Annotated in this window: 20 protein-coding genes; 17 read left to right on the top strand and 3 right to left on the bottom strand. The window is 62.1% G+C overall.

What is annotated here, in order from left to right; translation table 11 throughout:
- Positions 1-26: 26 nt before the first annotated feature.
- Positions 27-1,169 (top strand): DNA-processing protein DprA, encoded by a 1,143-nt coding sequence (gene dprA / locus IVA91_RS03995; RefSeq protein WP_247458345.1) that lies wholly within the window; start codon positions 27-29, stop codon positions 1,167-1,169.
- Between the two features lie 71 nt (positions 1,170-1,240).
- On the opposite strand, the gene IVA91_RS03990 is transcribed toward dprA, so the two are convergent.
- Positions 1,241-2,014, bottom strand: a complete 774-nt coding sequence (locus IVA91_RS03990; RefSeq protein WP_247277014.1) for an SDR family oxidoreductase — start codon at positions 2,012-2,014, stop codon at positions 1,241-1,243.
- A gap of 122 nt (positions 2,015-2,136) precedes the next feature.
- Between IVA91_RS03990 and IVA91_RS03985 the strand changes: the two genes are divergently transcribed.
- On the top strand, positions 2,137-2,607 hold the full coding sequence (locus IVA91_RS03985; protein ID WP_247458343.1) for a helix-turn-helix domain-containing protein: 471 nt from the start codon (positions 2,137-2,139) through the stop codon (positions 2,605-2,607).
- Positions 2,608-2,772: 165 nt separating this feature from the next.
- Here IVA91_RS03985 and IVA91_RS03980 read toward each other — a convergent pair whose 3' ends face one another.
- Positions 2,773-3,012, bottom strand: a complete 240-nt coding sequence (locus IVA91_RS03980) for a hypothetical protein (protein ID WP_247277012.1) — start codon at positions 3,010-3,012, stop codon at positions 2,773-2,775.
- Between the two features lie 228 nt (positions 3,013-3,240).
- Between IVA91_RS03980 and topA the strand changes: the two genes are divergently transcribed.
- The 15 genes from topA to IVA91_RS03905 all read left to right on the top strand — a co-directional run bounded on the left by topA (position 3,241) and on the right by IVA91_RS03905 (position 24,991).
- Positions 3,241-5,991, top strand: coding sequence for a type I DNA topoisomerase (topA, locus tag IVA91_RS03975; protein WP_247277011.1), 2,751 nt, complete (start codon positions 3,241-3,243; stop codon positions 5,989-5,991).
- A 7-nt stretch (positions 5,992-5,998) separates the two neighbouring features.
- The gene (rnr, locus tag IVA91_RS03970; protein WP_247277010.1) at positions 5,999-8,356 is read left to right on the top strand and encodes a ribonuclease R; all 2,358 of its coding nucleotides are present in this window, start codon (positions 5,999-6,001) and stop codon (positions 8,354-8,356) included.
- Complete coding sequence (locus IVA91_RS03965; RefSeq protein ID WP_247277009.1) at positions 8,350-8,790, top strand: DUF983 domain-containing protein; 441 nt, start codon at positions 8,350-8,352, stop codon at positions 8,788-8,790. Before rnr ends, IVA91_RS03965 begins: the two co-directional genes overlap by 7 nt.
- 32 nt (positions 8,791-8,822) lie before the next feature.
- Positions 8,823-9,575 (top strand): NUDIX hydrolase, encoded by a 753-nt coding sequence (locus tag IVA91_RS03960; protein ID WP_247277008.1) that lies wholly within the window; start codon positions 8,823-8,825, stop codon positions 9,573-9,575.
- A gap of 249 nt (positions 9,576-9,824) precedes the next feature.
- A complete protein-coding gene (locus IVA91_RS03955; protein WP_247277007.1) occupies positions 9,825-11,150 on the top strand; it encodes an LLM class flavin-dependent oxidoreductase in 1,326 nt (441 codons plus the stop codon).
- Positions 11,151-11,274: 124 nt separating this feature from the next.
- Positions 11,275-11,442 carry a 50S ribosomal protein L33 gene (gene rpmG, locus IVA91_RS03950; RefSeq protein ID WP_007603295.1) on the top strand — a complete coding sequence of 56 codons (168 nt, stop codon included), beginning with the start codon at positions 11,275-11,277 and terminating at the stop codon, positions 11,440-11,442.
- A 456-nt stretch (positions 11,443-11,898) separates the two neighbouring features.
- On the top strand, positions 11,899-13,359 hold the full coding sequence (locus IVA91_RS03945) for a glucan biosynthesis protein G (RefSeq protein ID WP_247458398.1): 1,461 nt from the start codon (positions 11,899-11,901) through the stop codon (positions 13,357-13,359).
- Complete coding sequence (mdoH, locus tag IVA91_RS03940; RefSeq protein ID WP_346015465.1) at positions 13,242-15,497, top strand: glucans biosynthesis glucosyltransferase MdoH; 2,256 nt, start codon at positions 13,242-13,244, stop codon at positions 15,495-15,497. Before IVA91_RS03945 ends, mdoH begins: the two co-directional genes overlap by 118 nt.
- 336 nt (positions 15,498-15,833) lie before the next feature.
- Positions 15,834-17,603: an adenylate/guanylate cyclase domain-containing protein gene (locus IVA91_RS03935; protein WP_247277005.1), complete on the top strand. Its 1,770-nt coding sequence runs from the start codon at positions 15,834-15,836 to the stop codon at positions 17,601-17,603.
- 1,151 nt (positions 17,604-18,754) lie between these two features.
- Positions 18,755-20,476 (top strand): PQQ-binding-like beta-propeller repeat protein, encoded by a 1,722-nt coding sequence (locus IVA91_RS03930; protein ID WP_247277004.1) that lies wholly within the window; start codon positions 18,755-18,757, stop codon positions 20,474-20,476.
- 94 nt (positions 20,477-20,570) lie between these two features.
- A complete protein-coding gene (locus IVA91_RS03925; protein WP_247277003.1) occupies positions 20,571-20,924 on the top strand; it encodes a cytochrome c in 354 nt (117 codons plus the stop codon).
- Between the two features lie 32 nt (positions 20,925-20,956).
- The gene (locus IVA91_RS03920; protein WP_247277002.1) at positions 20,957-21,724 is read left to right on the top strand and encodes a transporter substrate-binding domain-containing protein; all 768 of its coding nucleotides are present in this window, start codon (positions 20,957-20,959) and stop codon (positions 21,722-21,724) included.
- A gap of 59 nt (positions 21,725-21,783) precedes the next feature.
- A complete protein-coding gene (locus tag IVA91_RS03915; protein WP_247277001.1) occupies positions 21,784-22,668 on the top strand; it encodes a sugar phosphate isomerase/epimerase in 885 nt (294 codons plus the stop codon).
- Between the two features lie 174 nt (positions 22,669-22,842).
- Positions 22,843-23,739: an alpha/beta hydrolase gene (locus IVA91_RS03910; protein ID WP_247277000.1), complete on the top strand. Its 897-nt coding sequence runs from the start codon at positions 22,843-22,845 to the stop codon at positions 23,737-23,739.
- A 220-nt stretch (positions 23,740-23,959) separates the two neighbouring features.
- A complete protein-coding gene (locus IVA91_RS03905) occupies positions 23,960-24,991 on the top strand; it encodes a nitronate monooxygenase (RefSeq protein WP_247420633.1) in 1,032 nt (343 codons plus the stop codon).
- Positions 24,992-25,190: 199 nt separating this feature from the next.
- Here IVA91_RS03905 and IVA91_RS03900 read toward each other — a convergent pair.
- The coding region (locus tag IVA91_RS03900; RefSeq protein ID WP_256466397.1) for a DUF899 family protein at positions 25,191-25,368 on the bottom strand (178 nt) is incomplete at its 5' end.

Raw genomic sequence — 25,368 nt, 5'->3', positions numbered from 1 at the left:
GTTGCGCAACGCCCTCAGGTTGTTCCATGCTGTGCCTGCAAGGAGACGCCGTGGACGCCATCAATCCAAGCGTGGAGCTGACCGAATCTGAGCGGATCGACCGCCTGCGGCTGATCCGCTCCGACAATGTCGGGCCGCGCACCTTCCGTTCGCTGGTCGACCATTTCGGCACCGCGCGCGCCGCGCTGGAGCGGCTGCCGGATCTGGCGCGCCGCGGCGGCGCGGCACGGTCGGGGCGCATCTGTAGCGCCGACGAAGTCAAGGCCGAGCTCGCCGCAAGCCGCAAGTTCGGCATCGCCTGGCTCGCGCCCGGTGAAGACGGCTATCCGGCGCGGCTCGCAACGCTCGACGATGCACCGCCTTTGCTCGCCGTGCGCGGCGACACGAAAAGCTTGATGCGGCCGATGATCGCGATCGTCGGCTCGCGCAATGCTTCCGGCGCCGGGCTGAAGTTTGCCGGCCAGCTTGCGCGCGAGCTCGGCGAAGCCGGTTTTGTCGTCATCTCGGGTCTCGCCCGCGGCGTCGACCAGGCCGCGCATCGCACGAGCGTCGAAGGCGGCACGATCGCCGTGCTCGCCGGCGGGCATGATTGCATCTATCCGCCCGAACATGCCGATTTGCTCGCAGCGATCCTCGACCATGAGGGCGCGGCAATCTCCGAAATGCCGCTCGGCCACGAGCCGCGCGCCCGCGACTTTCCCCGCCGCAACCGACTGATCTCCGGTGCCTCGCTCGGCGTGGTCGTGGTGGAAGCGGCGCACCGCTCGGGCTCGCTGATCACCGCGCGCATGGCGGCCGAACAGGGCCGTGAGGTATTCGCCGTGCCCGGCTCGCCGCTCGATCCGCGCGCCGCCGGCACCAACGATCTGATCAAGCAGGGCGCAACCCTCGTCACCGAGGCCGCCGACATCATCAACGCGGTGCAGCCGATCATGGAGCGGCCGCTGATGCATCCCGCAGGCGAGCCCGACAGCGAGCCGTTCGATCGCGATCCGCAAGGCCACGACCGCGACCAGATCACCGCCCTGCTCGGGCCTGCCCCGATCTCGATCGACGATCTCGTGCGGATGTCCGGCGCCTCGCCCGCAATCGTGCGCACCGTGCTGTTGGAGCTCGAGCTCGCGGGCCGGCTCGAACGGCACGGCGGCGGATTGGTGTCGCTGCTCTAGGGCTCGCGGCCGCTGAACCGTCCGGCGCAACAGCCGAGTTGCGCCAGAGGGAATCGAGTTCGCTTGAGCAATCAGCCCCGATAGATCGGCGCGCCGCTCGGAGATGCGACCGCGCCGCCGTCCACGAAGATCTCCTGGCCCTGCACATGCGCGGAATCATCGGAAGCGAGGAACAGCACGGTCTTCGCAACGTGATCCGTTTCGCCCATGCGCCCCAGCGGCGTCGACAGCGCGATGCGCCTCTCGAATGCCTTCTCAGCCTCGGGCGTCGCCACCGCAGGTCCCCAGATCGGTGTGCGGATCGCGCCCGGCGCGACCACGTTGACGCGGATGCCGCGCGGCGACAGTTCCGAGGCCATGGTCCGCGCCATCGCGCGAACGCCGGCCTTCGCGGCACCGTAAGCCGAGTAGCCGGGAATGCCGAGCACGGAGATCACCGAGCCGTTGAGGATGATCGAGGCATTGTCGTTGAGGTAGGGCAGCGCGGATTGAACGGTGAAGAACACGCCGGTGAGGTTCGTGCGGATCACGGTCTCGAAGACCTCAAGCGTGGCTGAGCCGAGCGGCGTGCCGCCGGCGATGCCGGCATTGGCGAAGGCGATGTCGAACTTGCCGAACCTGTCCGCGCCCTTCTTGATCGCGGCCTCCGTCGCGGCGATGTCGGTGGCGTCGGCAACCAGCGCAAGCGCGTTCGGCCCGAGCTCTTTCGCAGCGGCCTCCAGCGTCCCCTTGTTGCGGCCGGTGATCACCACCTTGGCGCCCTCGGCCACGAACAGCTTTGCAGTCGCAAGGCCAATGCCGCTGTTGCCGCCGGTAATCAGGGCCGTCTTGTTCTTCAATCTCACGCTCGCCTCCAGTAGTTGCATTATGAAACTAAGTTGTCATCTAAGACAAATGGTTTTATGATGCAACCACACAAGCGCGTGATCGGCGCGGCACGCGGGCGAACGCGACAGGACGAGAGACAATGGTGAGACGAACGAGCTTCGACGGCGATTCCTGCCCGATCGCACGGTCGTTGGAGGCGCTTGGCGACTGGTGGTCGCTGCTGATCATCCGCGAGGCACTGTTCGGCGTGCGGCGCTTCGGCGAATTCCAGAGCAAGCTCGGCATGGCCAAGAACATTCTGGCCGCGCGCCTGCGGTCACTGGTCGAGCACGGCATTCTGGCGACCGCCCCCGCTTCCGACGGCAGCGCCTACCAGGAATATGTGCTGACGCCGAAGGGCCGCGGCACCTTCCCGGTGCTGGTCGCGCTACGGCAATGGAGCGAGGAGTTCGACGACCACCCCGACGAGATCGCGACCATTCTGGTCGATCGCGCCAAAGGCTGCCCGGTGAAGAAACTCGAATTGCGCGCCGAGGACGGCCGCCTGCTCTCGCCGGCCGATACCACGCTGAAACCGCGGCCGGCGCCGCGGCGAAGGGCGGCGGGATAGCCGTCGCGCACGATCTCTCCTCAACGTCGTCCCGGCGACGCGACCCATAACCACCGGGAGCAGTTTGGCGAAGACAGGCAGCGATCCTCCGCCGGTGCGGATGGTGCGCACTCTCGATAGTTCACGTCCTATGCGTCCCAGCTTCGCCGAGACGACTTTAGAATCTCACGATAGCTTGCGCTTGGTCCGCAATCTCAGATGCTCGTCGGCCTCGAGCTGGGTCATGCCCAATAAATAATGCAACATGTGCAGCTTGTGGCGCTCGGCGAGCTTGCGCAGGGCGGCCGTCTGCTCCGCGATGAAGGCGACCGCCTCATCCGCCCCGCCTTCCCCCGGTTCCTCGTTGCGCGAGCCTCCCGGCGCGCCTGATCCGGCGCGCGCCCGTTTCCTTGCTGGCTTAGCCACCAGACCCCACCCCGAATCCATGCCCCGCAGAAACCTTACGCCGACATCGATCGCAACTCCAAGGTGGTATTTTGCAACTTTTTCGATATGAAACTTTTCCTACCGCGGCGGCCTTCAACACGCCCCGATTTGACAGGGACGGCCTCACCACCCATGTTCGGGTCGAAACGGCCGACCCGAATCCTTTGGTTTTCGGCCCAAGATTTTCCCGTAAGTTACTGGAACTACATGAATATCGTTATTGTGGAGTCGCCGGCGAAAGCCAAGACGATCAACAAATATCTGGGCTCGTCCTACGAGGTCCTGGCTTCGTTCGGCCATGTCCGCGACCTTCCCGCCAAGAACGGTTCCGTCGATCCTGACGCCAATTTCAAGATGATCTGGGAGGTCGACCCCAAGGCCGCCGGGCGGCTGAACGATATCGCGAGATCGCTGAAGGGCGCTGACCGCCTGATTCTCGCCACCGACCCCGATCGTGAGGGCGAGGCCATCTCCTGGCACGTGCTCGAAGTGCTGAAGGAAAAGCGCGCGCTGAAGGACCAGAAGATCGAGCGCGTGGTGTTCAACGCCATCACCAAGCAGGCTGTCACCGACGCGATGAAGCATCCGCGCCAGATCGACGGCGCCCTGGTCGACGCCTATATGGCGCGCCGCGCGCTCGACTATCTGGTCGGCTTCACCCTCTCCCCCGTGCTGTGGCGCAAGCTGCCGGGCGCGCGCTCGGCCGGCCGCGTGCAGTCGGTGGCGCTGCGCCTCGTTTGCGATCGCGAGCTCGAGATCGAGAAGTTCGTCGCGCGCGAATATTGGTCGCTGGTCGCGACCCTGCTGACCCCGCGCGGCGATGCCTTCGAGGCCCGTCTGGTCGGCGCCGACGGCAAGAAGATCCAGCGCCTCGACATCGGCACCGGCGCGGAAGCCGACGACTTCAAGAAGGCGCTGGAAGCGGCCGCCTACGCTGTGACCGCGGTCGATGCCAAGCCCGCGCGGCGCAATCCGCAGGCGCCCTTCACCACCTCGACGCTGCAGCAGGAAGCCAGCCGCAAATACGGCTTTGCGCCGGCGCACACGATGCGCATCGCCCAGCGGCTCTATGAAGGCATCGACATCGGCGGGGAGACCACCGGACTCATTACTTATATGCGTACCGACGGCGTGCAGATCGCACCTGAAGCGATCACCCAGGCGCGTAAGGTGATCGGCGAGGATTACGGCAACGCCTATGTGCCGGACGCTCCCCGCCAGTACCAGGCCAAGGCCAAGAACGCCCAGGAAGCGCACGAGGCGATCCGCCCGACGGATCTGTCGCGCCGGCCCGACAGCATGAGCCGCAAGCTCGATTCCGACCAGGCGAAACTCTACGAGCTGATCTGGAAGCGCACCATCGCAAGCCAGATGGAAGCGGCCGAGCTCGAGCGCACCACGGTCGACATCACCGCGAAGGCCGGCGGCCGTACGCTGGAGCTGCGCGCCACCGGTCAAGTCATCAAGTTCGACGGCTTCCTCGCGCTCTACCAGGAAGGGCGCGACGACGAGGAGGACGAGGATTCCCGCCGCCTGCCCGGCATGAGCGCCGGCGAAGCCCTGAAGCGGCAGTCGCTCGCCGTCACCCAACATTTCACCGAGCCGCCGCCGCGCTTCTCGGAGGCATCCCTCGTCAAGCGCATGGAAGAGCTCGGCATCGGCCGTCCCTCGACCTATGCCTCGATCCTCCAGGTTCTGAAGGACCGCGGCTACGTCAAGCTGGAGAAGAAGCGCCTGCACGGCGAGGACAAGGGCCGCGTCGTGATCGCGTTCCTCGAAAGCTTCTTCAGCCGCTATGTCGAATACGATTTCACCGCCGGCCTCGAAGAGCAGCTCGACCGCATCTCCAACAACGAGATCTCCTGGCAGGAGGTGCTGAAGGATTTCTGGCGCGACTTCATCGGCGCCGTCGACGAGATCAAGGACCTGCGCGTCGCGCAGGTGCTGGACGTGCTCGACGAGATGCTCGGCCCGCACATCTACCCGCCGCGCGCCGATGGCGGCGACGTCAGGCAATGCCCGAATTGCGGCACCGGCCGGCTCAACCTCAAGGCCGGCAAGTTCGGCGCCTTCGTCGGCTGCTCGAACTATCCGGAATGCCGCTACACCCGCCAGCTCGCCGCCGATGGGGAAGCTAGCGCCGACCGCTCGCTCGGCCAGGATCCCGACACCGGCTTCGATGTCTGGGTCAAGGCCGGCCGCTTCGGCCCCTACATCCAGCTCGGCGAGCAGAAGGATTATGCGGAAGGCGAGAAGCCGAAGCGCGCGGGCATTCCGAAGGGCACCTCGCCCAGCGATGTCGACCTCGAGCTTGCGCTGAAACTGCTGTCGCTGCCGCGCGAGATCGGCAAGCACCCAGAGACGGGGCAGCCGATCACCGCCGGCCTCGGCCGCTTCGGGCCGTTCGTGAAGCACGACAAGACCTATGCGAGTCTCGAAGCCGGCGACGAAGTATTCGACATCGGCCTCAACCGCGCGGTGACGCTGATCGCCGAGAAGGCGGCGAAGGGCCCGAGCCGCCGCTTCGGCGCCGATCCCGGCAAGACGATCGGCGACCATCCGACGCTCGGCACCGTCACCGTGAAGAGCGGCCGCTATGGCCCCTATGTCACCGCAGGCGGTGTCAACGCGACGATCCCGGCCGAGTTCGAAAAGGATGCCATCACGCTGCCGCAGGCGATCGCGCTGATCGACGAACGCGCGGCCAAGGGCGGCAGCAAGACCAAGGCGAAGAAGGCGGCAAAGCCTGCCAAGGCCAAGAAGACTACTGAGAAGGCTGCGGACGGCGAGGACGCCGCGCCGAAGCCGAAGAAACCGGCGGCGAAGAAAGCCCCGGCCAAATCGAAAACCGAATCCACCAGCAAGGCGCGCGCCGCCGTCTCGTCGACTGCCAAGACGTCGCCGACCAAGGCGGCCGCCACCAAGGCCCCGGCCAAGAAGAGTGCCGGCAAGAATTAGAGGTTAAGTGAAACGCAAGAATGACCATGGCTTTCCCGACAGGGCAGCCATCGTCGCCTTCATCAAGGCAAACCACGGAGAGGTCGGGACCCGCGAAATTGCGCGCGAGTTCGGCCTGAAGAACGCCGATCGCGCCGAGCTCAGGCGCATGCTGCGCGAGCTCGGCGACGACGGCATCATCAAGAAGAAGCGCCACAAGGTCTCCGAGCCCGACACGCTGCCGCCGACGCTGCTCGCCGATATCACCGGCCGCGACTCCGACGGCGAGTTGATCGCCTCCCCCGCCGAATGGGACGAGGTCGAAAGCGGCGAGCCGCCAAAAATCCTGATCGAGATGCCGCGCCGGCCCAAGCCTGGCACGGCCGCCGGTGTCGGCGACCGCGCATTGCTGCGCGTCGAGCGCTCGGACGAGGACGCAGGTCCCGCCTATCGCGGCCGCATCATCAAGGTCATCGACAAGGCCAAGAGCCGCATCCTCGGCGTCTTCCGCAGTCTTTCCGAAGGCGGCGGACGACTCGTTCCCGTCGACAAGAAGTTCGCCGACCGCGAGCTGAACATCGCGAAGACCGATACACAAGGCGCGCAAGACGGTGACCTCGTCAGCGTCGACATCGTCCGCTCGCGCGGCTTTGGCCTGGCCTCCGGTCGCGTCAAGGAGAGGCTCGGCTCGGTGAAGTCGGAGAAGGCGATCAGCCTGATCGCGATCTACGCCCACGACATCCCCTTGCAATTCTCGCCCGCGGCCGAGCGCGAGGCGGAGGCGGCGGAGCCTGCGAACCTGAAAGGGCGCGAGGATTGGCGCGACGTGCCGCTCGTCACCATCGATCCGCCGGATGCGAAGGATCACGACGACGCGGTCCACGCGCAGCCCGACGACGATCCCAACAACAAGGGTGGCTTCATCGTCAACGTGGCCATCGCAGACGTGAGCTTCTATGTCCGGCCGGGCACCGCGCTCGACCGCGACGCGCTCGATCGCGGCAACTCGGTCTATTTCCCCGACCGCGTCGTGCCGATGCTGCCCGAGCGCATCTCCAACAATCTCTGCTCGCTGGTGCCGGGTGAGCCGCGCGGCGCACTGGCGGTGCGCATGGTGATCGGACCCGACGGCCGCAAGCGCTCGCACAGCTTCCACCGCATCCTGATGCGCTCGGCGGCGAAGCTGCATTATGCGCAGGCACAGGCTGCGATCGACGGTCGGCCCGATGATACCACGGGCCCGCTGCTCGATCCGATCCTGAAGCCGCTCTACGCGGCTTACGCCTGCGTCAAGCGCGCGCGCGACGAGCGCGATCCGCTCAATCTCGACCTGCCCGAGCGCAAGATCCTCTTGAAGAGCGACGGAACGGTCGACCGCGTCGTCGTGCCGGAGCGTCTCGATGCGCACAAGCTGATCGAGGAGTTCATGATCCTCGCCAACGTCGCCGCGGCCGAGATGCTGGAGAAGAGATCGCTGCCGCTGATCTACCGGGTGCACGACGAGCCGACGCTGGAGAAGGTCCACGCCCTCAGCGAGTTCCTGGAGACACTGGACGTCCCCTTCACGAAATCAGGTGCGCTGCGCCCGACGCTGTTCAACCGCGTGCTGGCCCAGCTCGAAGGCCACGATTATTACCCGCTGGTGAGCGAGGTCGTGCTGCGCGCGCAGGCCCAGGCGGAATACTCTTCGGAAAACTACGGTCATTTCGGCCTAAACCTGCGCCGCTATGCGCACTTCACCTCGCCGATCCGCCGCTATGCCGATCTCGTCGTGCATCGCGCGCTGGTCCGCGCGCTCGGCCTCGGCGAAGGCGCCCTGCCCGACAGCGCGACGCCCGAATCTCTCGGTGAAGTCGCCGCCCATATCTCGCTCACCGAACGGCGCGCGATGAAGGCGGAGCGCGAGACCGTCGATCGCCTGATCGCGCACCATCTCGCCGACCGCATCGGCGCGAGTTTTCAGGGCCGCGTCTCCGGCGTCACCCGCGCCGGCCTGTTCGTCAAGCTCGCCGAGACCGGCGCCGACGGATTGATCCGGATCCGATCCCTCGGCACGGAATATTTCAACTATGACGAGAGCCGCCACGCGCTGGTCGGCACGCGCAGCGGCACCATGTATCAGCTCGGTGACGTCGTCGACGTTCGTCTGATCGAAGCGGCTCCCATCGCAGGAGCGCTGCGCTTCGAGCTGCTGTCATCGGCCGGTGAGACCGGCTCCCGCGAACGCAGGCCGTTCCGCCCGCAGCGCAAATCGTCGACGCCGCATCCGGGACGCAGTCCCGAGAAGAAGCGCAGGCCGGAGAAACAGAAGACATCCGGCAAGGGCAAGAAGGCCAAGGGGAAAAGCAAGAGCAAAAGCAAGGGACAGAAGGGCAAGGCATGGTGACGATGAGCACGGCGCCGAAGATCTGGACGCGCGAGACCGGCCTTGTCGAGAGGCGCGACGTGTGGGCTGCGATGAAGCATGGCTTTCGCGGCCGCTGCCCGCGCTGCGGCGAGGGAAAGCTGTTCCGCGCCTTTCTGAAGACGGCGGACAATTGCGCCAAATGTGACCTCGATTTCACCCCGCATCGCGCCGACGATCTGCCCGCCTATCTCGTGATCGTCATCGTCGGCCACATCGTGGTACCGGCCATCCTCTGGATCGAGACCAACTACACGACGCCGGTGTGGCTCAGTTTCGTGGCCTATCTGCCTTTTACCTTCCTCGCCTCGCTCGCGCTGTTGCAGCCCGTCAAGGGAGCTGTGGTCGGCTTGCAATGGGCTCTGCGCATGCACGGGTTTGACGAGAACCCTCCCGATGGTATTCCGCCTGTGTAAGCAAAACAAACAAGAGCGGTTTGGGTGAGGACATGACGGATATTTCGCCGGCAGAGGAGAAGGCTAAAGTTCACGAGGAGAAGGAAGCCGACCACCATCCCTATTTTCGTCCGAGGGATGCAGCGACACTGATCCTGGTCGATCGCAGCGGGCCTATTCCCAAAGTGCTGGTCGGCAAGCGCCACGACAAGGTGGTGTTCATGCCCGGAAAGTTCGTTTTCCCCGGCGGCCGTGTCGACAAGGCCGATTATCGCGTGCCCTGCGCCGCCCCCATCACCGCGGAGCTCGAAGCCAATCTCGCCAAGGGCAGCCCGAAGACTCCTCCCTCGCGCGCCAAATCGCTCGCCATTGCCGCGATTCGCGAAGCCTGCGAGGAGACCGGTCTCTGCCTCGGCCGCAAGGCTGAAGGCAAGGCGCCGAAGCTCGAGGGCCCCTGGAAGCCATTCGCGGATGCCGGCCTGCTGCCCGATCCCTCCGGCCTGTTCCTGATCGCCCGCGCCATCACTCCGCCCGGCCGCGTCAAGCGCTTCGACACCCGCTTCTTTACCGCGGATGCTTCCGCGATCACCCATCGCGTCGAGGGCGTGATCCATGCCGATGCCGAGCTGGTCGAGCTGGTCTGGGTCGAGCTCGGCTCAAAACCACTCGCAGACCTGCATCCGATGACACGCAACGTGCTCAACGAGCTCGACACCCGCCTTGCCACCGGCCCGCTCCGCCACGATGCACCGGTGCCGTTCTTCCATTTCTACGGCGGCAAGATGCAGAAGGATGTTTTGAGCTAGGCCGTCATTCACGGCGCGGCTCTTTCCTCTGGTCATTCCGGGGCGCGCGCAGCGCGAGCCCGGAATCCATTTCTCCATCGTCTCCACGGCTCGATGGATTCTGGGCTCGCCTCTACGCGGCGCCCCGGAATGATGCGAATTTACTGAGCCCACATCGAAAAACAAAAAATTCTTTCCGCCCTCCCCAATGGCGGAGTTGCCCGGCATGCCTATGTGTTCCCGAGCGTCACCAAGAACGGATAGCGGGCGATGGCACAACGGCAACTCAAGCTTGGCGCGTTCATGCGCCCGATCAGCATCCACACCGGCGCCTGGCGCTATCCCGGCGCCTGGCCTGACGCCAATTTCAATTTCGGCCACATCAAGACGCTGATCCGCAAGCTCGAGGCCGGCAAGTTCGACGCTTTCTTCATGGCCGATCACCTCGCCGTCTTGAACATGCCGATCAACGCGCTCAAGCGCAGCCACACCGTGACCTCGTTCGAGCCGTTCACGCTGCTGTCGGCGCTCTCGGCCGTCACCGAGCGCATCGGCCTGATCGCTACGGGATCGACCACGTTCGATGAGCCCTATCACGTCGCGCGCCGTTTCGCCTCGCTCGATCACATCAGCGGCGGGCGTGCGGGGTGGAATATCGTCACCACCTCGAATCCGGACGCGGCGCTCAATTTCGGCCGCGACGATCACATGGAGCACGCCGAACGCTACAAGCGCGCCCGCGAGTTCTACGACGTCGTCACCGGGCTCTGGGACTCCTTCGCCGACGATGCGTTCGTGCGCGACGTCGAGACCGGCCTGTTCTTCGATCCCGCGAAGATGCACACGCTCGACCACCAGGGCAAATATCTGAAAGTGCGCGGTCCCCTCAATATCGCCCGCCCCGTGCAGGGCTGGCCAGTGATCGTGCAGGCTGGCGCCTCCGAAGATGGCAGGCAGCTCGCGGCAGAGACGGCCGAGGCCGTGTTCACCGGCGGCGGCAGCCTCGCCGACGGGCAAAAGCTCTATGCCGACATCAAGGGCCGCATGGCGAAGGTCGACCGCGATCCCGAGCACCTGAAGATCCTTCCCGGCGCCTTCGTCGTGGTCGGCGACAGCGTTGATGAGGCGAAGGAGAAGCGCGCGCTGCTCGACAGCCGCGTGCATTACGACAGCGCCATCGCCTCGCTCTCCGTCATTCTCGGCACCGACGCTTCCGGCTTCGATCCGGACGGCCCGCTCCCCGATATTCCCGAGACCAACGCCAGCAAGAGCGGTCGCCAGCGCATGGTCGATCTCGCCGCGCGCGAAAAGCTCACCGTGCGCCAGCTTGCCCAGCGCGTCGGCGGCTATGGGGGCCTTTCGTTCGTGGGCACGGCCAAGACCATCGCGGATCAGATGGAGGAATGGCTTGTCGGGCGCGGCTCCGACGGCTTCAACATCATGTTCCCGTTCCTGCCCGCCGGTCTCGACGATTTCGTCGACAAAGTGGTGCCGGAGCTGCAGCGCCGCGGGATTTTCCGCAAAGAGTATGAAGGGGCCACTTTGAGGGAGAATCTGGGCCTGCCGCGGCCGAAAAACCGCTTCTTCGAGGCCTGATCGGGCCGATTTGGGTGGTTTCTGCCCCCTAAAACCTTGACATCAGGCGGTTTCTGGCTAGGTTGCCGGCCAACGCGGGCCGTTTGGCCGGCTCCAGATTTCCTTCATTCCTGAGGTTTTGAACATGGCCAAAGCGGTCACCATCAAGGTCAAGCTCGTGTCTTCGGCCGACACCGGCTTCTACTACGTCGCCAAGAAGAATTCGCGCACCATGACCGACAAGCTGGTCAAGAAGAAGTATGACCCGGTCGCGCGCAAGCACGTCGAATTCCGCGAAGCCAAGATCAAGTAAGTTCGGCGCAGCGTTGCAGAGCTTTGCGGGGCCCTTCAGGGCCCCGTTTTATTTTGGCTCTCGCCCTCGGCGCGCTGCAGCGCCTGAGCAAGCCACACAGCGATCCAGGGCCATGGGCCCGGCTCTGCAGCACACCACCGAGATGACCCTGCGCTGCGTCCGGGTCGCGAGAGCTGAGCTAATCTGAGCGTGCGGACTTGGGAAACGCCAAACACCGCGAGCTCCGGCAGTTGGCAGACCAGCCGCGAGAGCTGCCCCGCAGTTCACGCCAGTCTTGCTTCAAATCCCCTCCTCAGTCCATTCGAACATTCTGCTGAAGTCACCAGTGGCAGATCCTCCTACCCGCACGGAACTCCGGGGAACATAGGCCGTTTTCCCACCTGTTTCGAACCGGGAGACGTGAGCGTGAACCGCCGGCAAGTCCTTCGCGTATCGGCTGCGTTCTCAGTTGCCAACATGCTACTGCGTGCAGGGAAGGCTGAGACGGGGCCCGCCCAGCCATTCAGCCCATCCTACGTGCGCGAACTTGCCCGCGCGCTTGCCGCGAAATCATTCGCGCCTGCCGACGAGAAGCTGCCGGATGCACTGAAGAATCTCAACTACGACCAATACCGATCAATTCGCTTCGCGCCTGAGAAGGCGTTGTGGCGTGATGAGAAGCTACCGTTCGAAGTGCAATTTTTTCACCGCGGCTTTTTCTACAAGAACCGGGTCGACATTTTTCAGGTGGTGAATAGGAGCGTCATACCGATCCCGTATCGGCGCGACGACTTCTCGTTCGGAGAGGGTCTCGGACAATGGCCGGATGTCAACATCGGGTTCAGCGGATTCCGCATTCACGCGCCGATCAACAGGCCGGATTATTACGATGAAGTTTGTGTGTTCCTGGGCGCCAGTTACTTTCGAGCAGTCGCGAAAGGACTGACGTATGGCCTGTCGGCGCGCGGGCTAGCGATCGATACCGGCGAGAGCAAGGGCGAAGAATTCCCGGTGTTCAAGGCTTTCTGGCTGGAGAAGCCGACGCCAAATGCCTCGTCCATCGTGGTGCACGCGCTGCTGGACAGCAAGAGCGCGGCCGCAAGCTACCGATTCACGATCCGGCCAGGCCAAAGCACGGTTTTCGACGTCGAGATGGTTCTCTATCCCCGGGTAGACATCGAGCATGCCGGGCTCGCGCCTATGACCAGCATGTACTTCTTCGGGCCGAACGATCGCAAAGATTTTGACGATTTCCGCCCCGCGGTTCACGACTCGGATGGACTTGCGATCTTCAACGGCAGAGGTGAGCAACTCTGGCGTCCCCTCAACAATCCGCACGATCTGCAGGTCAGCAGCTTTGCCGATGTCAATCCGGGCGGCTTCGGACTGATGCAGCGGGAGAGGAACTTCTTCGCCTATCAGGATCTCGAATCCAACTTCGAAAAGCGCCCAAGTCTATGGTTCGAGCCGATCGGAGATTGGGGCGAAGGAGCGGTGAAATTATTCGAGATACCTACCAAGGAGGACATTCACGATAACATCGCAGCGCTCTGGCAACCCAAGCACCCGCTGACCGCCAAAAGCGAACACATCTTCACCTATCGGCTGCACTGGGGTCCGGACGCCCCCAAACCGGAGGCGCTCGCACGGTTCACGCGAACGGCGATCGGAAGCCGGGGAGATGATAGCAAACTGTTCGTGCTGGAACTGATGGGGGAGCGACTCAAAGGCATCGATGCCAAGACCATCAAAGGTGTGGTGACCGCTGCACAAGCCGAAATCAGCAACATCGTCACGCAACCTAATCCCATGACAGGCGGATGGCGTCTGAGCTTCCAATGCTCGGTCAAGAAGCAAGCCGCCATCGAATTACGAGCTTTCTTGGCGCAAAACGAAGCGCCAGTCTCCGAAGTGTGGACCTATCGATGGACGCCCTGAGGCCGTCGCCGACGCCGTCGCCGGACGCACCTGGCAGCACATTCCTCCCGCCAGAAAGCCCGATGCCGATGCTGCCGTGCCGGCTGGATCGCGCGACTGAGGCTAACCCGTCGCCGGTACATTCGGGCACCGCCTTGACGCTCCGCCGCCTCTTTATTTTTGTCGGGACTGGGGTGCTGACGCTTGCAGGCGGCTACGGCATGTATGACGTGGTGAAGGTTGGCGGTGTAACCTTCCTCGAGGCGATGCTGCTCGGCTTTTTCCTCGTGCTGCTCGCATGGGTCGCCTTCTCCTTCATGTCCGCGTTCGCCGGATTCCTCGTGCTGCTCACGCGCACCCGGTCTTGTCTGCCGATCGATACGACGGGCCCCCTGCCTCGTGTAACCTCCCGCACAGCCATGCTGCTACCCACCTATAATGAGGACCCGCATCATCTCATGGCGCGACTGCGCGCCATGTATGAATCAGTTCAAGCTACCGGATATGGGGACCAGTTCGACTGGTTCTTACTGAGCGATACGAGCGACCCCGACATCTGGATTCGTGAAGAGATGACGTTCATTGGGCTGCGCCGCGCCTGCTGCGCCGCGCGGCTGTACTACCGGCATCGCTCCAACAATATCGCGCGGAAATCCGGCAACATCGCCGACTGGGTCATGAGGTTTGGGTCGGCCTATGATCACATGATCGTTCTCGACGCGGACAGCCTCATGGAGGGCGACACAATAGTTCGCCTTGTCCACGCGATGGAGTCCCATCCCGCTGCTGCGCTGATCCAGACGCAGCCGGTCATCGTCAACGCGCGCACAATTTTCAGTAGGCTGCAGCAATTCTCGGGGCGTGTTTACGGCCCCATCATTGCAGCCGGCAATGCCTGGTGGCACGGTGGCGACAGCAATTACTGGGGCCACAACGCCATCATCCGGGTGCAGGCGTTCGCTGCGGAGGCCGGCCTGCCGGAGCTGAGCGGTCGTAAGCCTTTCGGGGGTCACATCCTAAGCCATGATTTTGTCGAGGCCGCGTTGATGCGCCGCGCGGGCTGGAAAATCTATCTGGCACCGGCCCTTGGCGGCAGCTTCGAAGAAGTCCCGCCGTCACTGCTGGACTTTGCGGCAAGAGATCGCCGCTGGTGCCAGGGTAACCTTCAGCATCTGGCGGTGTTGCCCGCCCGCGGGCTACATTGGGTCTCGCGGTTGCATTTGCTTACGGGCATCGGCTCCTATGTCACCGCGCCGCTGTGGTTTCTATTCCTGGTACTCGGCCTGCTGATTGCACTGCAGGCGCATTTCATCCGACCGGAGTATTTTCCCAAAGGCTTCAGTTTGTTTCCGACCTGGCCGCAACAGGACCCGGTGCTTGCCGCCCGGGTCTTTGCAGCGACAATGGGACTTCTGATCCTGCCGAAGCTGCTCGCCTACCTGGTGCTGATCGGCAATCGAAAAGAGCGGATCGGATTCGCAAGGAGTCCTCGCGTACTGGCCGGAGTCGCTTGCGAGACGTTTCTTGCGGCTTTGATCGCTCCATGCATGATGATCCTCCAGACCAAGGCCGTGTTTGAAATTCTAGCTGGTCGGGACGCCGGCTGGCAGGTGCAGCGCCGGAGCGATGGCGAGCTGGCTCGCGGCGAAATCTATCGCAAGCTCGCCGGCCCTACGCTCTGCGGATTGGCGCTATCGCTCAGTGCCTACGCGGTCTCTCTGCCCCTGCTGCTTTGGATGTCGCCTGTCGTACTGGGTCTTCTGCTTTCAATCCCGTTGGGTCTCATGACGTCTGCACGACTGAAGACGCCTGGACTTTTTGCCACGCCGGAAACCAACAACCCGCCCGCTGTGGTGCTCCGTGCAAACGAACTCGCCGCATCTGAGCCCACCGCGATGGCCGGGGCACTACACCAGCTCAGCCAGGATCTGGAATTGTTAGGCGCGCATTTGGGATCACTATCGCTTGCCAGTCCGCGCAAATTCGGCCCCGTCGACGTGCCATTGGCGACGGCAACCATCAAGCTCGAGGAATGCCAAAGCTTTGAGGACGCAGCAGCATGGCTCGACAAACCGGAATTGCGCGCCGTTCTTGGCCATCCCACGCTGCTCCAGAGGGTCCTTGAGATGCCTCGCGCAGGTAAGAATGGAGCTGGTTGAAGAGCTCGACCTGGGCCGCTGAGCGCTGCTGCGCCGAGCCGGGATCCAGAAAGCCGCAGCTTTGGGCCCCGGCTCGGCAGCGCACCGTCGGAAGTGACGCTGCGCTGCGTCCGGGGCACGAGAGTGTTGACTGGCGCGTGCCTCCGCAATTGTCGCATTCGCTTTGCGCGCAGAAGCCGACGTGGCAGCAGAATGGCTCCACGTCGGCCTTGGGCCACAAGCGGCGATCGAACCAAGCGCCGCCCGTCGTCCGCTTCACCGTCGACAGCCGAGATCGCACGGCTTACCCCGCGGGCTGGTTTCGGCTAAACTCGCTCCTTTAGATGGAGCGGAGCCATGAACAACCCTCCGATCACAAGGCGTTTGGCCGCGATCATGGCAGCAGATGTTGCGGGCTACAGCCGCCTGATGTCGGCGGATGAAGAGGCGACCTTGCAAACTTTGGACGGGTATCGTCGCACGATATCCGATCTAATCGCCGAACACGCAGGCAGGGTTTTTGGGACCGCAGGCGACAGCGTGATTGCGGAGTTCAGTAGTGCAGTCCAGGCGGTGCGCGCCGCCGTGGCCATCCAGCGCTCTCTTGATCGCCACAACGCCGATCTTCCTCAGGACCGCAGGATGGAGTTTCGGATTGGCATCAATGTTGGCGACGTCATGGCGGATGGCGATGATGTACTGGGCGATGGAGTGAATGTCGCTGCGCGACTCGAAGGGGTGGCTGAACCAGGCGGAATTTGCATTTCAGGTACGGTGCGAGATCAGATCGAAGGCAAGCTGAACTTTGCACTCACTCCGCTCGGACAGCGCTCACTGAAGAATATCAGTCGTCCAGTCTCGGTTTACTCGGTGGATTGGCAACCTGAGCATCCGGTAAGTACCGGCATCCTGGGTGGTTCGCTCGCACTCCCAGATAAGCCTTCCATCGCGGTACTTCCGTTCTCGAACATGAGTGGAGATCCCGAGCAGGAATATTTCGCAGATGGCATCACAGAGGACATAATTACCGCTCTGTCCCATAACCGCTGGTTTTTCGTCATCGCCCGAAATTCGACGTTCGTGTACAAGGGGCGCGCAGTTGACGTGAAACAGGTCGCTCGCGAACTTGGCGTTCGATATGTCCTCGAGGGCAGTGTACGACGGGCTGGGCAGCGCGTGCGGATCACGGGACAGCTGATCGAAGCACAAACAGGAAATCACCTCTGGGCGGAGCGCTTCGACCGCGATTTGGCCGACATATTCGCCATTCAGGACGAGATCACGCAGAGCGTAGTCGGTGCCATCGAGCCTGAGATGCTGCTGATCGAAGGGAGACGAGCGTTTCGAAAAAGCGTCAGGAATCTCGATGCCTTCGACTGCTGTATGCGTGCGATGTGGCACTTCTCGCAGCTCGCACCTGAAGAGCACGAAGAGGCGATAACTCTTATAAGACAGGCGTTAGCGCTTGATCCGAACCTCGCTCAGGCTCACATGACGCTTGCCCGTACACTGAATGCCCGCATTTGGTATGGCTGGAGCAGCGATCTCACGAAAGATGTGTCGGACATCTATACTGCGGCCGCGCGCGCAGTCGCGCTCGACGACCGCGATCCCTACTGCCACTACGCCCTGTGTTGGGCCAGCTTATTGAGGCAGATGCACTCCCAAGCGCTTGCCGAGGCGCAACGTTCAATCGACCTTAATCCAAATTTCGCATTAGGGTTTTTCTCCCTTGGTTTGGTTCGGGTCCATATCGGGCATTTCACTGAAGCTCTGGATTCGTTATTGCGCAGCTTACGCCTGAATCCGAACGATCCACAGGCCGGAAGCTTCCTTAGCTTCGTTGCGCTGGCCCATTACCATCAGGAGAACTACGAGGAGGCAGTGCATTACGGCGAACTAGCGATCCAGCTACGACGTCCTTATCTCGCTCTCAGAGCCCTTCTTGCGAGCCTGGGGCAACTTGGACGCATAGAAGAAGCACAGCCTTTGCTGCAGGAGTTTATATCCCGACAACCGAAGGACCCGCGGCGGCAATTCGAAATAACAACTCCATACCTCGACTTGAGATATCGCGAACACCTCGCGGACGGACTAAGCCGTGCCGGCGTAACGAACTTACGATAATAGACCGTGGTACGGGCACGGACATCCGTTTGGGTGGTCTGCCACTTGCTTCCGCCCTAGCTTCATCAGCTGACCAGATCAACGCGCCGCCGATGCGCCAGGCCATGGTGTAGGAGCCGAGCGGGTCGCAAGCGACCGGGGTTCTGTGGCGGTGCAATACGGCGCAAGGGCCATGTGTGACGGCTCCGGGTTGGCAAGAAGAAGCTGCACTTTGCAGCGGTGGTCGGAGCAGCCATGTGTTCGGCCGCCCTGTGAGGAACGTTGGATGGCGCGTCAGCATTGAGAGGCGTCGGCATTCCAGCCGGCTCTCAAGGAGGAGATTCGTCCATGAGGAAGATTCTTCTGTCAACGGCGATCAGCGCCGCATTGTTAGCTGTCGGTACATTCGCAAACGCACAAGGAACTTCGACGGGTGGGTCGAGCGGTCATGATACCAAGCAATGCTGGGACGTAGCCAATAAGGTCGTTCGCGACATGAGTGGCACCACTGCAACTGGACCATCTGGAAACACGACGGTCGGTTCAACAACGTCGCCCGGCGCAAGCACTGGCTCTCCTTCCACACCTTCTGCCGCGACCAGTGCCAACGCCAATGCCTCAGCGCGTCCACCAGGAATACCGGACTGCTAGGCTTCCGATCACGGCGAGTAGACCGTCGCTCGGTTGTGGCGAGCCCGCCGCCCGCTTTACGGGGGTCTTTGCCCATATCGAAAATTGACGCCGCAGCGCCGCGCCGCTCATGAACATGTGGCGGCCGGCCTAGCCCTGGATTCTTTGGCATCGTGCACAGCGGCCGATCGCTCTTCGCGGGATCTCGCTTTTTGCGTTGCTCTAGGCGACATCCTGACGACGCAGCTATTCGAAAGAAAACATTTATCAAAAGGTAAGCCGGTCTGTCATTTTGCGCCAGGCGCATTTCCGACATTGCACTCCGCGTGATCCGGCGTACTCTATGATCGCAAGCAGAAGTGCAACGACAACCCAACGAACGTGGACTTGTAGCTTCTTTGGCGATTTTCGCCGGAGAGATCGAAGCTTGCTGGGAACTCACGCGCGATTGGAGATGAATCGATGAGGCACTGAACTGCATGCAACTCACGGTCGGCGCTTGAAAAATGCAGGTCGATAAACAAAAACGGGAGGACGTATACATGAAGAGGCGGTGGCGCAAATCTGGTTTACCTCTTGTTGCCATTGGCGCGACACTGATTGTGTCGTCAGCATTGGCTCAATCCGTGGATACAGCTCGGATCGAGGCCGCTGGTCAGAATGATTGGCTGACCTATCACGGCTCTTACAAATCCTATCACTACAGCCCGCTGGCGCAGATCAACGCAAGCAACGTCGGCAATCTGGGTGTTGCCTGGATCCATATTCCCGGACGCTCGACGCGCGGCCTGCAATCAATGCCGCTCGCGGCCGACGGGGTTCTTTATTACACGGGCTCCTACAGCCGGGTTTTTGCGCTAAACGGCGCGACCGGCGAGGTGATCTGGTCCTATTTCCCTGAGCTCGACGAGGCGCTGATCGCGCGCCAGACCCATTCCCCCTACAATCGCGGCTTGGCGCTCGGCGAAGGCAAGGCCTTTGTCGGCACGATGGACGGCCGTCTGATCGCACTCGATATGAAGTCAGGGAAGGTTCTCTGGGATACCAAGCTGATCGATTCGCAAAAACTTACAGTCGGTTTCACCGGTGCGCCGCTTTACGCGAAGGGTACGGTGATCATCGGCTCGCAAGGCGGAGAGTGGCCGGGCCGCGGTCCGATATTTGCTGTCGATGCCGCCACCGGCAAAAAGAAGTGGGAGTTCCTGACGGTCGCAGGCACTGATGAAGCGATGAAGTCCTGGGGAAACGATTCCTGGCGCACGGGTGGAGGTGGCGGCTGGATGCCGGGCACCTACGATTCCGAGACCAACACGATTCTGTGGGGCACCGCCAACCCGGCGCCGCTCTACGATTGGTCGGGCGCCGACTACAAGACGCAAGGCGCGCGGCCCGGCGACAATCTCTACACGACGTCGGTGATCGGTCTCGATCTCGATACTGGCAAGCTGAAGTTCTACCATCAGGAGCTGCCTCATGATGCCTGGGATTTCGACAGCGCCGTCGGCGAGTTCTTGATGCTCGATCGTGACGGTCAGAAGCTTGTCGTCCATCCGAACAAGAGCGGTTTCATCTTCGTCTATGACCGCAATCTCGCCGTCAAGAACGTTTGGCGGCTCGTTGAGAACATCAATTTCGTCAAGGATATCGACCCCAAGACGGGCGCGCTGATCGGCCGGCGCGACTTCTCCGCGGGCAAAGTGACCGAACCGCCGCTGTGTCCATTCATCGGAGGTGGCGTCAGCTGGAATTCCGGCTCGTACAGCCCTAAGACCGGACTCTATTATAAAATCGGCCAGGAATGGTGCATGACGCTCGATATCCAGAAGACGACGCCTGTCACCACGCCACAGGTCCAGCTCAACATCGGCGCCGATTTCAAGATGGCGCCGCCTCCGGGCGGTGAGATCTATGGTCACCTGGATGCGCGCGATCCCGTCACCGGGGCGAAGAAATGGGAGGTTCGCTATCCCGAGCCGCCGCTTGGAAGTGTGCTCTCGACCGCGGGAAATCTCGTGTTCGTACCTGACTCCCGCGGCACACTTCACGCCTACGATGCCGAAACCGGGGGTGAACTGTGGAATCACTCCGACGGAACCGGCCATCAAGGCGGCATCATCAGCTACTCCGCCGGAGGCAAGCAATATATCGCCGTGGTCGCGGGCTTTGGCGGCATGTTGTCCGACGAATATGCGCCAAATTTCGGCGGCGTTTACAAGAGCATGCCGCGCGACGACGGTGCGCTCATCGTCTACAGCCTGAAATAGGCTATCGCAAATTGATCTGCCGGGGAGCGGGCGCAAGCTTGCTCCCCGGACGTTGAACTCGCCGGACGTGTTTCAGGACATGGAGCTGGATGCCTTGAAATCGCAATCGAACAAGATCACCGCGCTGCGATCGGCGCTGTTGGGCGCTTCGTTATTGTGTCTCACCGGGTTGGTTCAAGCGCAGCCTGCTACCCCTGCGCCAGAGAACGGAACGTTCGATGTCGAGCAGTTGTTCGCGGGGACCTGCGGCTTTTGCCACTCCGATGGCGGACGGGCTGCCGGCAAGGGGCCGCAGCTGATGAATTCGCCGCGCGATGACGATTTTCTGCACAACCGCATCAAGCACGGCAAGCAAGGCGCGATGCCGGCATTTGACGGCGCCCTCACCGACGCGCAGATCGACCAGATCGTCAAATATATCCGCGCCTTGAAGCCGCGCGAGGGCTGAGCCGCTGGGGCCCCATCTACGCGGGGACGCGAATGAAGACAATTCTTCTGCTCGTCATCGGCGCCGTCATCGGAATGTCGGGGCCAGCGCAAGCGCGGACCCTGGACGCGATCCGTTCGTCCGGCGTGCTCGGGCTCTGCGCCCATCCCAACTCGCTTCCCTTCGCGAGCAAAACCGGTGATCCTCCCGGCTTTCAGATCGAATTGGGTCAGGCGCTCGCGCGCGAACTCGGCGTCTCGCTGAGGCTAGATTGGATCATCACCCAGTACCAGATGCGTAGCGCCGGCTGCGACATTCTCCTGGATGTCATCGCCGACCGCGACGCGCAAGGCGAAACCCGCTTGAGAATTTCAAAGCCCTACTATCGCACTGGCGTCGCGCTGGTCGTGCCGTCATCCAGCCCACTCACCTCGTTCAAGAGCCTCAACGAGCATACCAAGGTGGGAGTGCAGGTCGGATCCGTCGCAGCCATGATCATCGGTCAACGGCACGTACCCACGTCGACCTTTGGCTTCGAGAGCGACAGCCTCGACGCCCTGTCAAACCATGAGATTGACGCCGCTGCGGTCACGCCCACGTCGGCGAGCTATTTCAATCTGACGCACCCGGACAAAGCATTTCGCATCCTGGATCGCGACGAGACCGTGGCCGATCTCAACTGGAATGTCGCCGTTGGCATGGTTCGGCCGGATGATGCACTGCGCGAAGCCATCAATGGAGCGCTTGAACGGCTGCGAAACGACGGCACGATTGGTCGGATATACGGTCGTTACGGGGTCGTACTGCAAACGCCGAAGTAGCTGCGCGACAGTCTCGGCAACCCGGCAATCAATGGTGGGCATCGAGAGGCAGTGGGATTGTGGTCCGCCGGTCGACAACTTTCTCCGTTGGTTCCCCGCGCGCGGTCCTCAGCAGACGCGATATTCTCGCCGGTATCGCGGGAGGTGCCGCGATAGGGATTGCGCCGGTATCCGGTCGGGAGCTGTCGAAAATTGGTCTCCAGCTCTATACGGTCCGCGATCTGCTGAAAGCCGACTTTGACGGGACCCTACGGAAGGTTGCCCGTCTCGGCTATCGCGAGGTGGAGTTTGCCGGCATTCTCGGCCCCAATGTGCGGCGCACCCGGAAACTTTTGCTGGGCCTGGGTCTCACTGCGCCGTCGCTGCATATCGACTACGGCAACCTGCGAGACAATACCGGATCATCGTTCGACATCGCTCATTTGCTTGGCAGCCGGTTTGTCGTGTGTCCATGGCTGGACCAGTTGGAACGGCAGACAATCGACGATTGGAAGCGGATTTGTGACAGATTGAATAGGATCGGTGAATTGGCGGCGCGTTCCGGGCTGACACTTGCCTATCATAATCACGATTTTGAGTTCGCGAACCTCGCAGGTGGCGTCCAGCCTTACGACATTCTGCTCAGCCGTACGGATCAGCGCTTTGTCAAGTTCGAGCTCGATGTTTACTGGGCAACCAAAGGAAACCTCGATTCCGTGAAAGTCTTGAAGACACATCCATCTCGATTCCGCTTGGTGCATCTCAAGGATATGGCGAGCGACGGATCGACCACCGAGCTAGGCAACGGCACGATCGACTTCGCAAAAATACTCGACGCGTCGTTTCGGTGCGGCGTGCAGCATTTTTTCGTCGAGCAAGATGTTTCGGCCGATCCGTTGCAAAGTATAGAGACGAGCATCGCCTTCCTTCGCCACACGCGTATTTCGCCGCGAACGCCCCGATAGTTTCGTAACGCGAATTGAGGACCCGCAATGAGCGAATGCACTGCCGAGTTGCCACATGCGCCAACACCTCCAGCGCCTGGCCCGGCAGACAAAAATAAGGGCGGGCCACCAGCCCTGAGATTGCCTCGAATTAGCCTCACTGCCGTGGGGCTATAAGCCATAAGGGAGACTGCAATGCTCCGCCTCGTCGCTAAGTTCGCCGCAGCGTCGTGTATTTTTCTCGAGGTTTCCAGCGCCCACGCAGAAGACATAAAGCGCGTCACTGCCAATGGGACTGAACTTGCCTACGTGGAAGTTGGTCAAGGCGAACCGGTTATATTTGTTCACGGCGGTCTTCAAGATTACCGAATGTGGCTGCAGCATCTTCCAAAGTTCGCCGATCGCTATCGCGCCATTGCCTACAGCCGCCGCAACCACTTCCCAAATGAGGCAAGTCCTGAGAGCATGCCGGATGGCGCTGCGGATGCGCACGGCGAGGATCTTGCCGCGTTTGTGCGGGCTCTAGGCTTGTCGAAGGTCAGGGTCGTTGCGCATTCGTCTGGCGCGCATGCGGCGCTTTTCTTTGCCGCCGTGCATCCGGAAAAGTTGGTCAGCCTGACGCTCAACGAACCGCCCGCGACGGGCATCCTGGCCGGCGTTCCCGGGCTCGGCGACATGTTGAAAGAGTGGGGCAATGCCCAGGCACCGGCGAGGGAGGCAGTCAAGGCAGGCGACGTGAAAACCGGCATACCGCTGTTCGTGAACGCCGTCGGCGGACCGGGCGCCTATGAACGTCGATCCATTGCCGACCAGAAGATGAACTTCGATAACGTGGCGTCCTTTCAAGCCGACGCCACAACAAAACGCCCGAGGCCGGCGTTCACGTGCGAAATGGCCAAGTCGATCAATGCGCCAACGCTTCTGTCCAATGGCGAGCGAAGTCCCAAATTCTTCTATCGAATTGTCGACCAGCTAGAGACCTGCCTACCAAACCGCGAGAGGATCATCATTGCCGGAAGTTCGCACACCGTGCCTGCAGAAGCTCCTGACGCGTACGACCAGGCTGTCCTTACGTTTATCGGCAAACATTAACACCGTAGTCCGGTTTGGATCACGAGCGTCGCCCTCTACAATAGTCGGTTGTCGGACAATTTCCGCTATGTCCTGTTAGCGACCGAGTTCTTGTGGCGGTGCAATACCGCTCAGGGCCAACACCGGATTGTTGGAGCACGCGCCACCTTGAGTCCGCCCTCTGGGCGATGTTTACTTCCGCTGCGGTGGCGGGGGTACACCGAATGCAATGGAGGCTGTCATGCTGCGCACCGCGCTCTGCCATCTGTTGGCGATTGATGTGCCCGTCTTTGCCGCACCGATGGGGTTTATCACCGGGCCCGAGCTTGCGGCAGCGGTGAGCAACGCTGGCGGACTCGGCATTATGTCATTTAGCGGCAACCCGCCGCCGGTGCTGCGCGAGGAGATTGGGCGCCTGCGATCGCTCACCGAAAAGCCGTTCGGGGTCGGTATATTGCTGAGTGGACCGCATCTGCCATTTCCAATCGAGGCGGTCATCGAAGTGTGCCTCGAGGAGCGGGTTCCAGTCCTCTTGACCTTTTGGGGCGATCCGACTCCCTTTGTAGGCCCAGCCCAAGCGGCAGGGGTGAAACTGATCGACCAAGTCGGCTCGGTTGCCCACGCGCGAAGAGCTGCTCATGCCGGGGTCGATGCCATCGTTGCTCAGGGTGTGGAAGCCGGTGGCCACCTGGCTGGCGATATTACAACAATGGCGCTGGTACCGCGGGTCGTCGACGCGGTGGCTCCAGTTCCCGTCATTGCAGCCGGAGGCATTGCGGATGCGCGGGGCTTCGCCGCCGCTCTCGCTCTCGGAGCGCAGGGCGTGATGATCGGAACGAGGCTGATCGCTACGACAGAAGCCTACGCGCATACGGTCTATAAACAGAAGGTTATCGATGCAGCGGAAGATTACACGGTGCGGACGACGCTTTTCGGTCACGGCTGGCCCAATGCCCCTCATCGCACACTGCGCACGCCCTTTGTCGAACGCTGGCTGCCAGATGAGGCGCGCGGCAGTGAGCAGCGGGCCGATGAGCCGCAGATTGGCGAGACGAAAGTCGGTGGCCGGGCGACGCCACTCTTGCGCTTCATGGGCTTTCCACCGACGCCAGACGCCTCGGGCGACCTGGACTCGATGGATTTTCTAGCGGGACAGGGCGTCGGCTTAGTGAATGAAATTAAGCCTGCAGCGGATGTCGTCCAAGAACTGGTCGATGGCGCCCGGCGGCTGGTTTTTCAGCTCGCTCAGTCAACTCGAGCACCAGACGAGTGACTGCTTTGGGGGTCAAAAGCGGCGTTGAGGCAGGCGTCGTTGCGCGTCCGGTCTACCGCCGTAGTTGCGTTCGGAAAATGGTTCTGCCTGCTATAGCTAAGGGCTAATCGCGCCGCTCTGCTCCTGATTGCGGGACTTTCGGGTTACCGCCGAGTGCGGACATGAAGCTCTCCTAACCCAGTGATGTCGCCAGTGACCGTCAATGACAGCCAGTCCTCGCGCCGCTGGGTCGCCCGAGCGTTCGGACGTCCCGGCCGTCGTCACTAAGCCGGCTGTGGCCGTCATCGAATTGATGGCGGCCTTTGGGCGTGAGATCGAGCCACATGAAGGCACCCATCAAATTTTCAATGCCACGGGAATATGCCGAGTACGTGTGG

Origin of the sequence: Bradyrhizobium sp. 153 (assembly GCF_023073835.1) — a bacterium.
In the GTDB taxonomy this organism is placed as follows: Bacteria; Pseudomonadota; Alphaproteobacteria; order Rhizobiales; family Xanthobacteraceae; genus Bradyrhizobium.
This window is presented reverse-complemented; position numbering and strand designations above follow the sequence as displayed.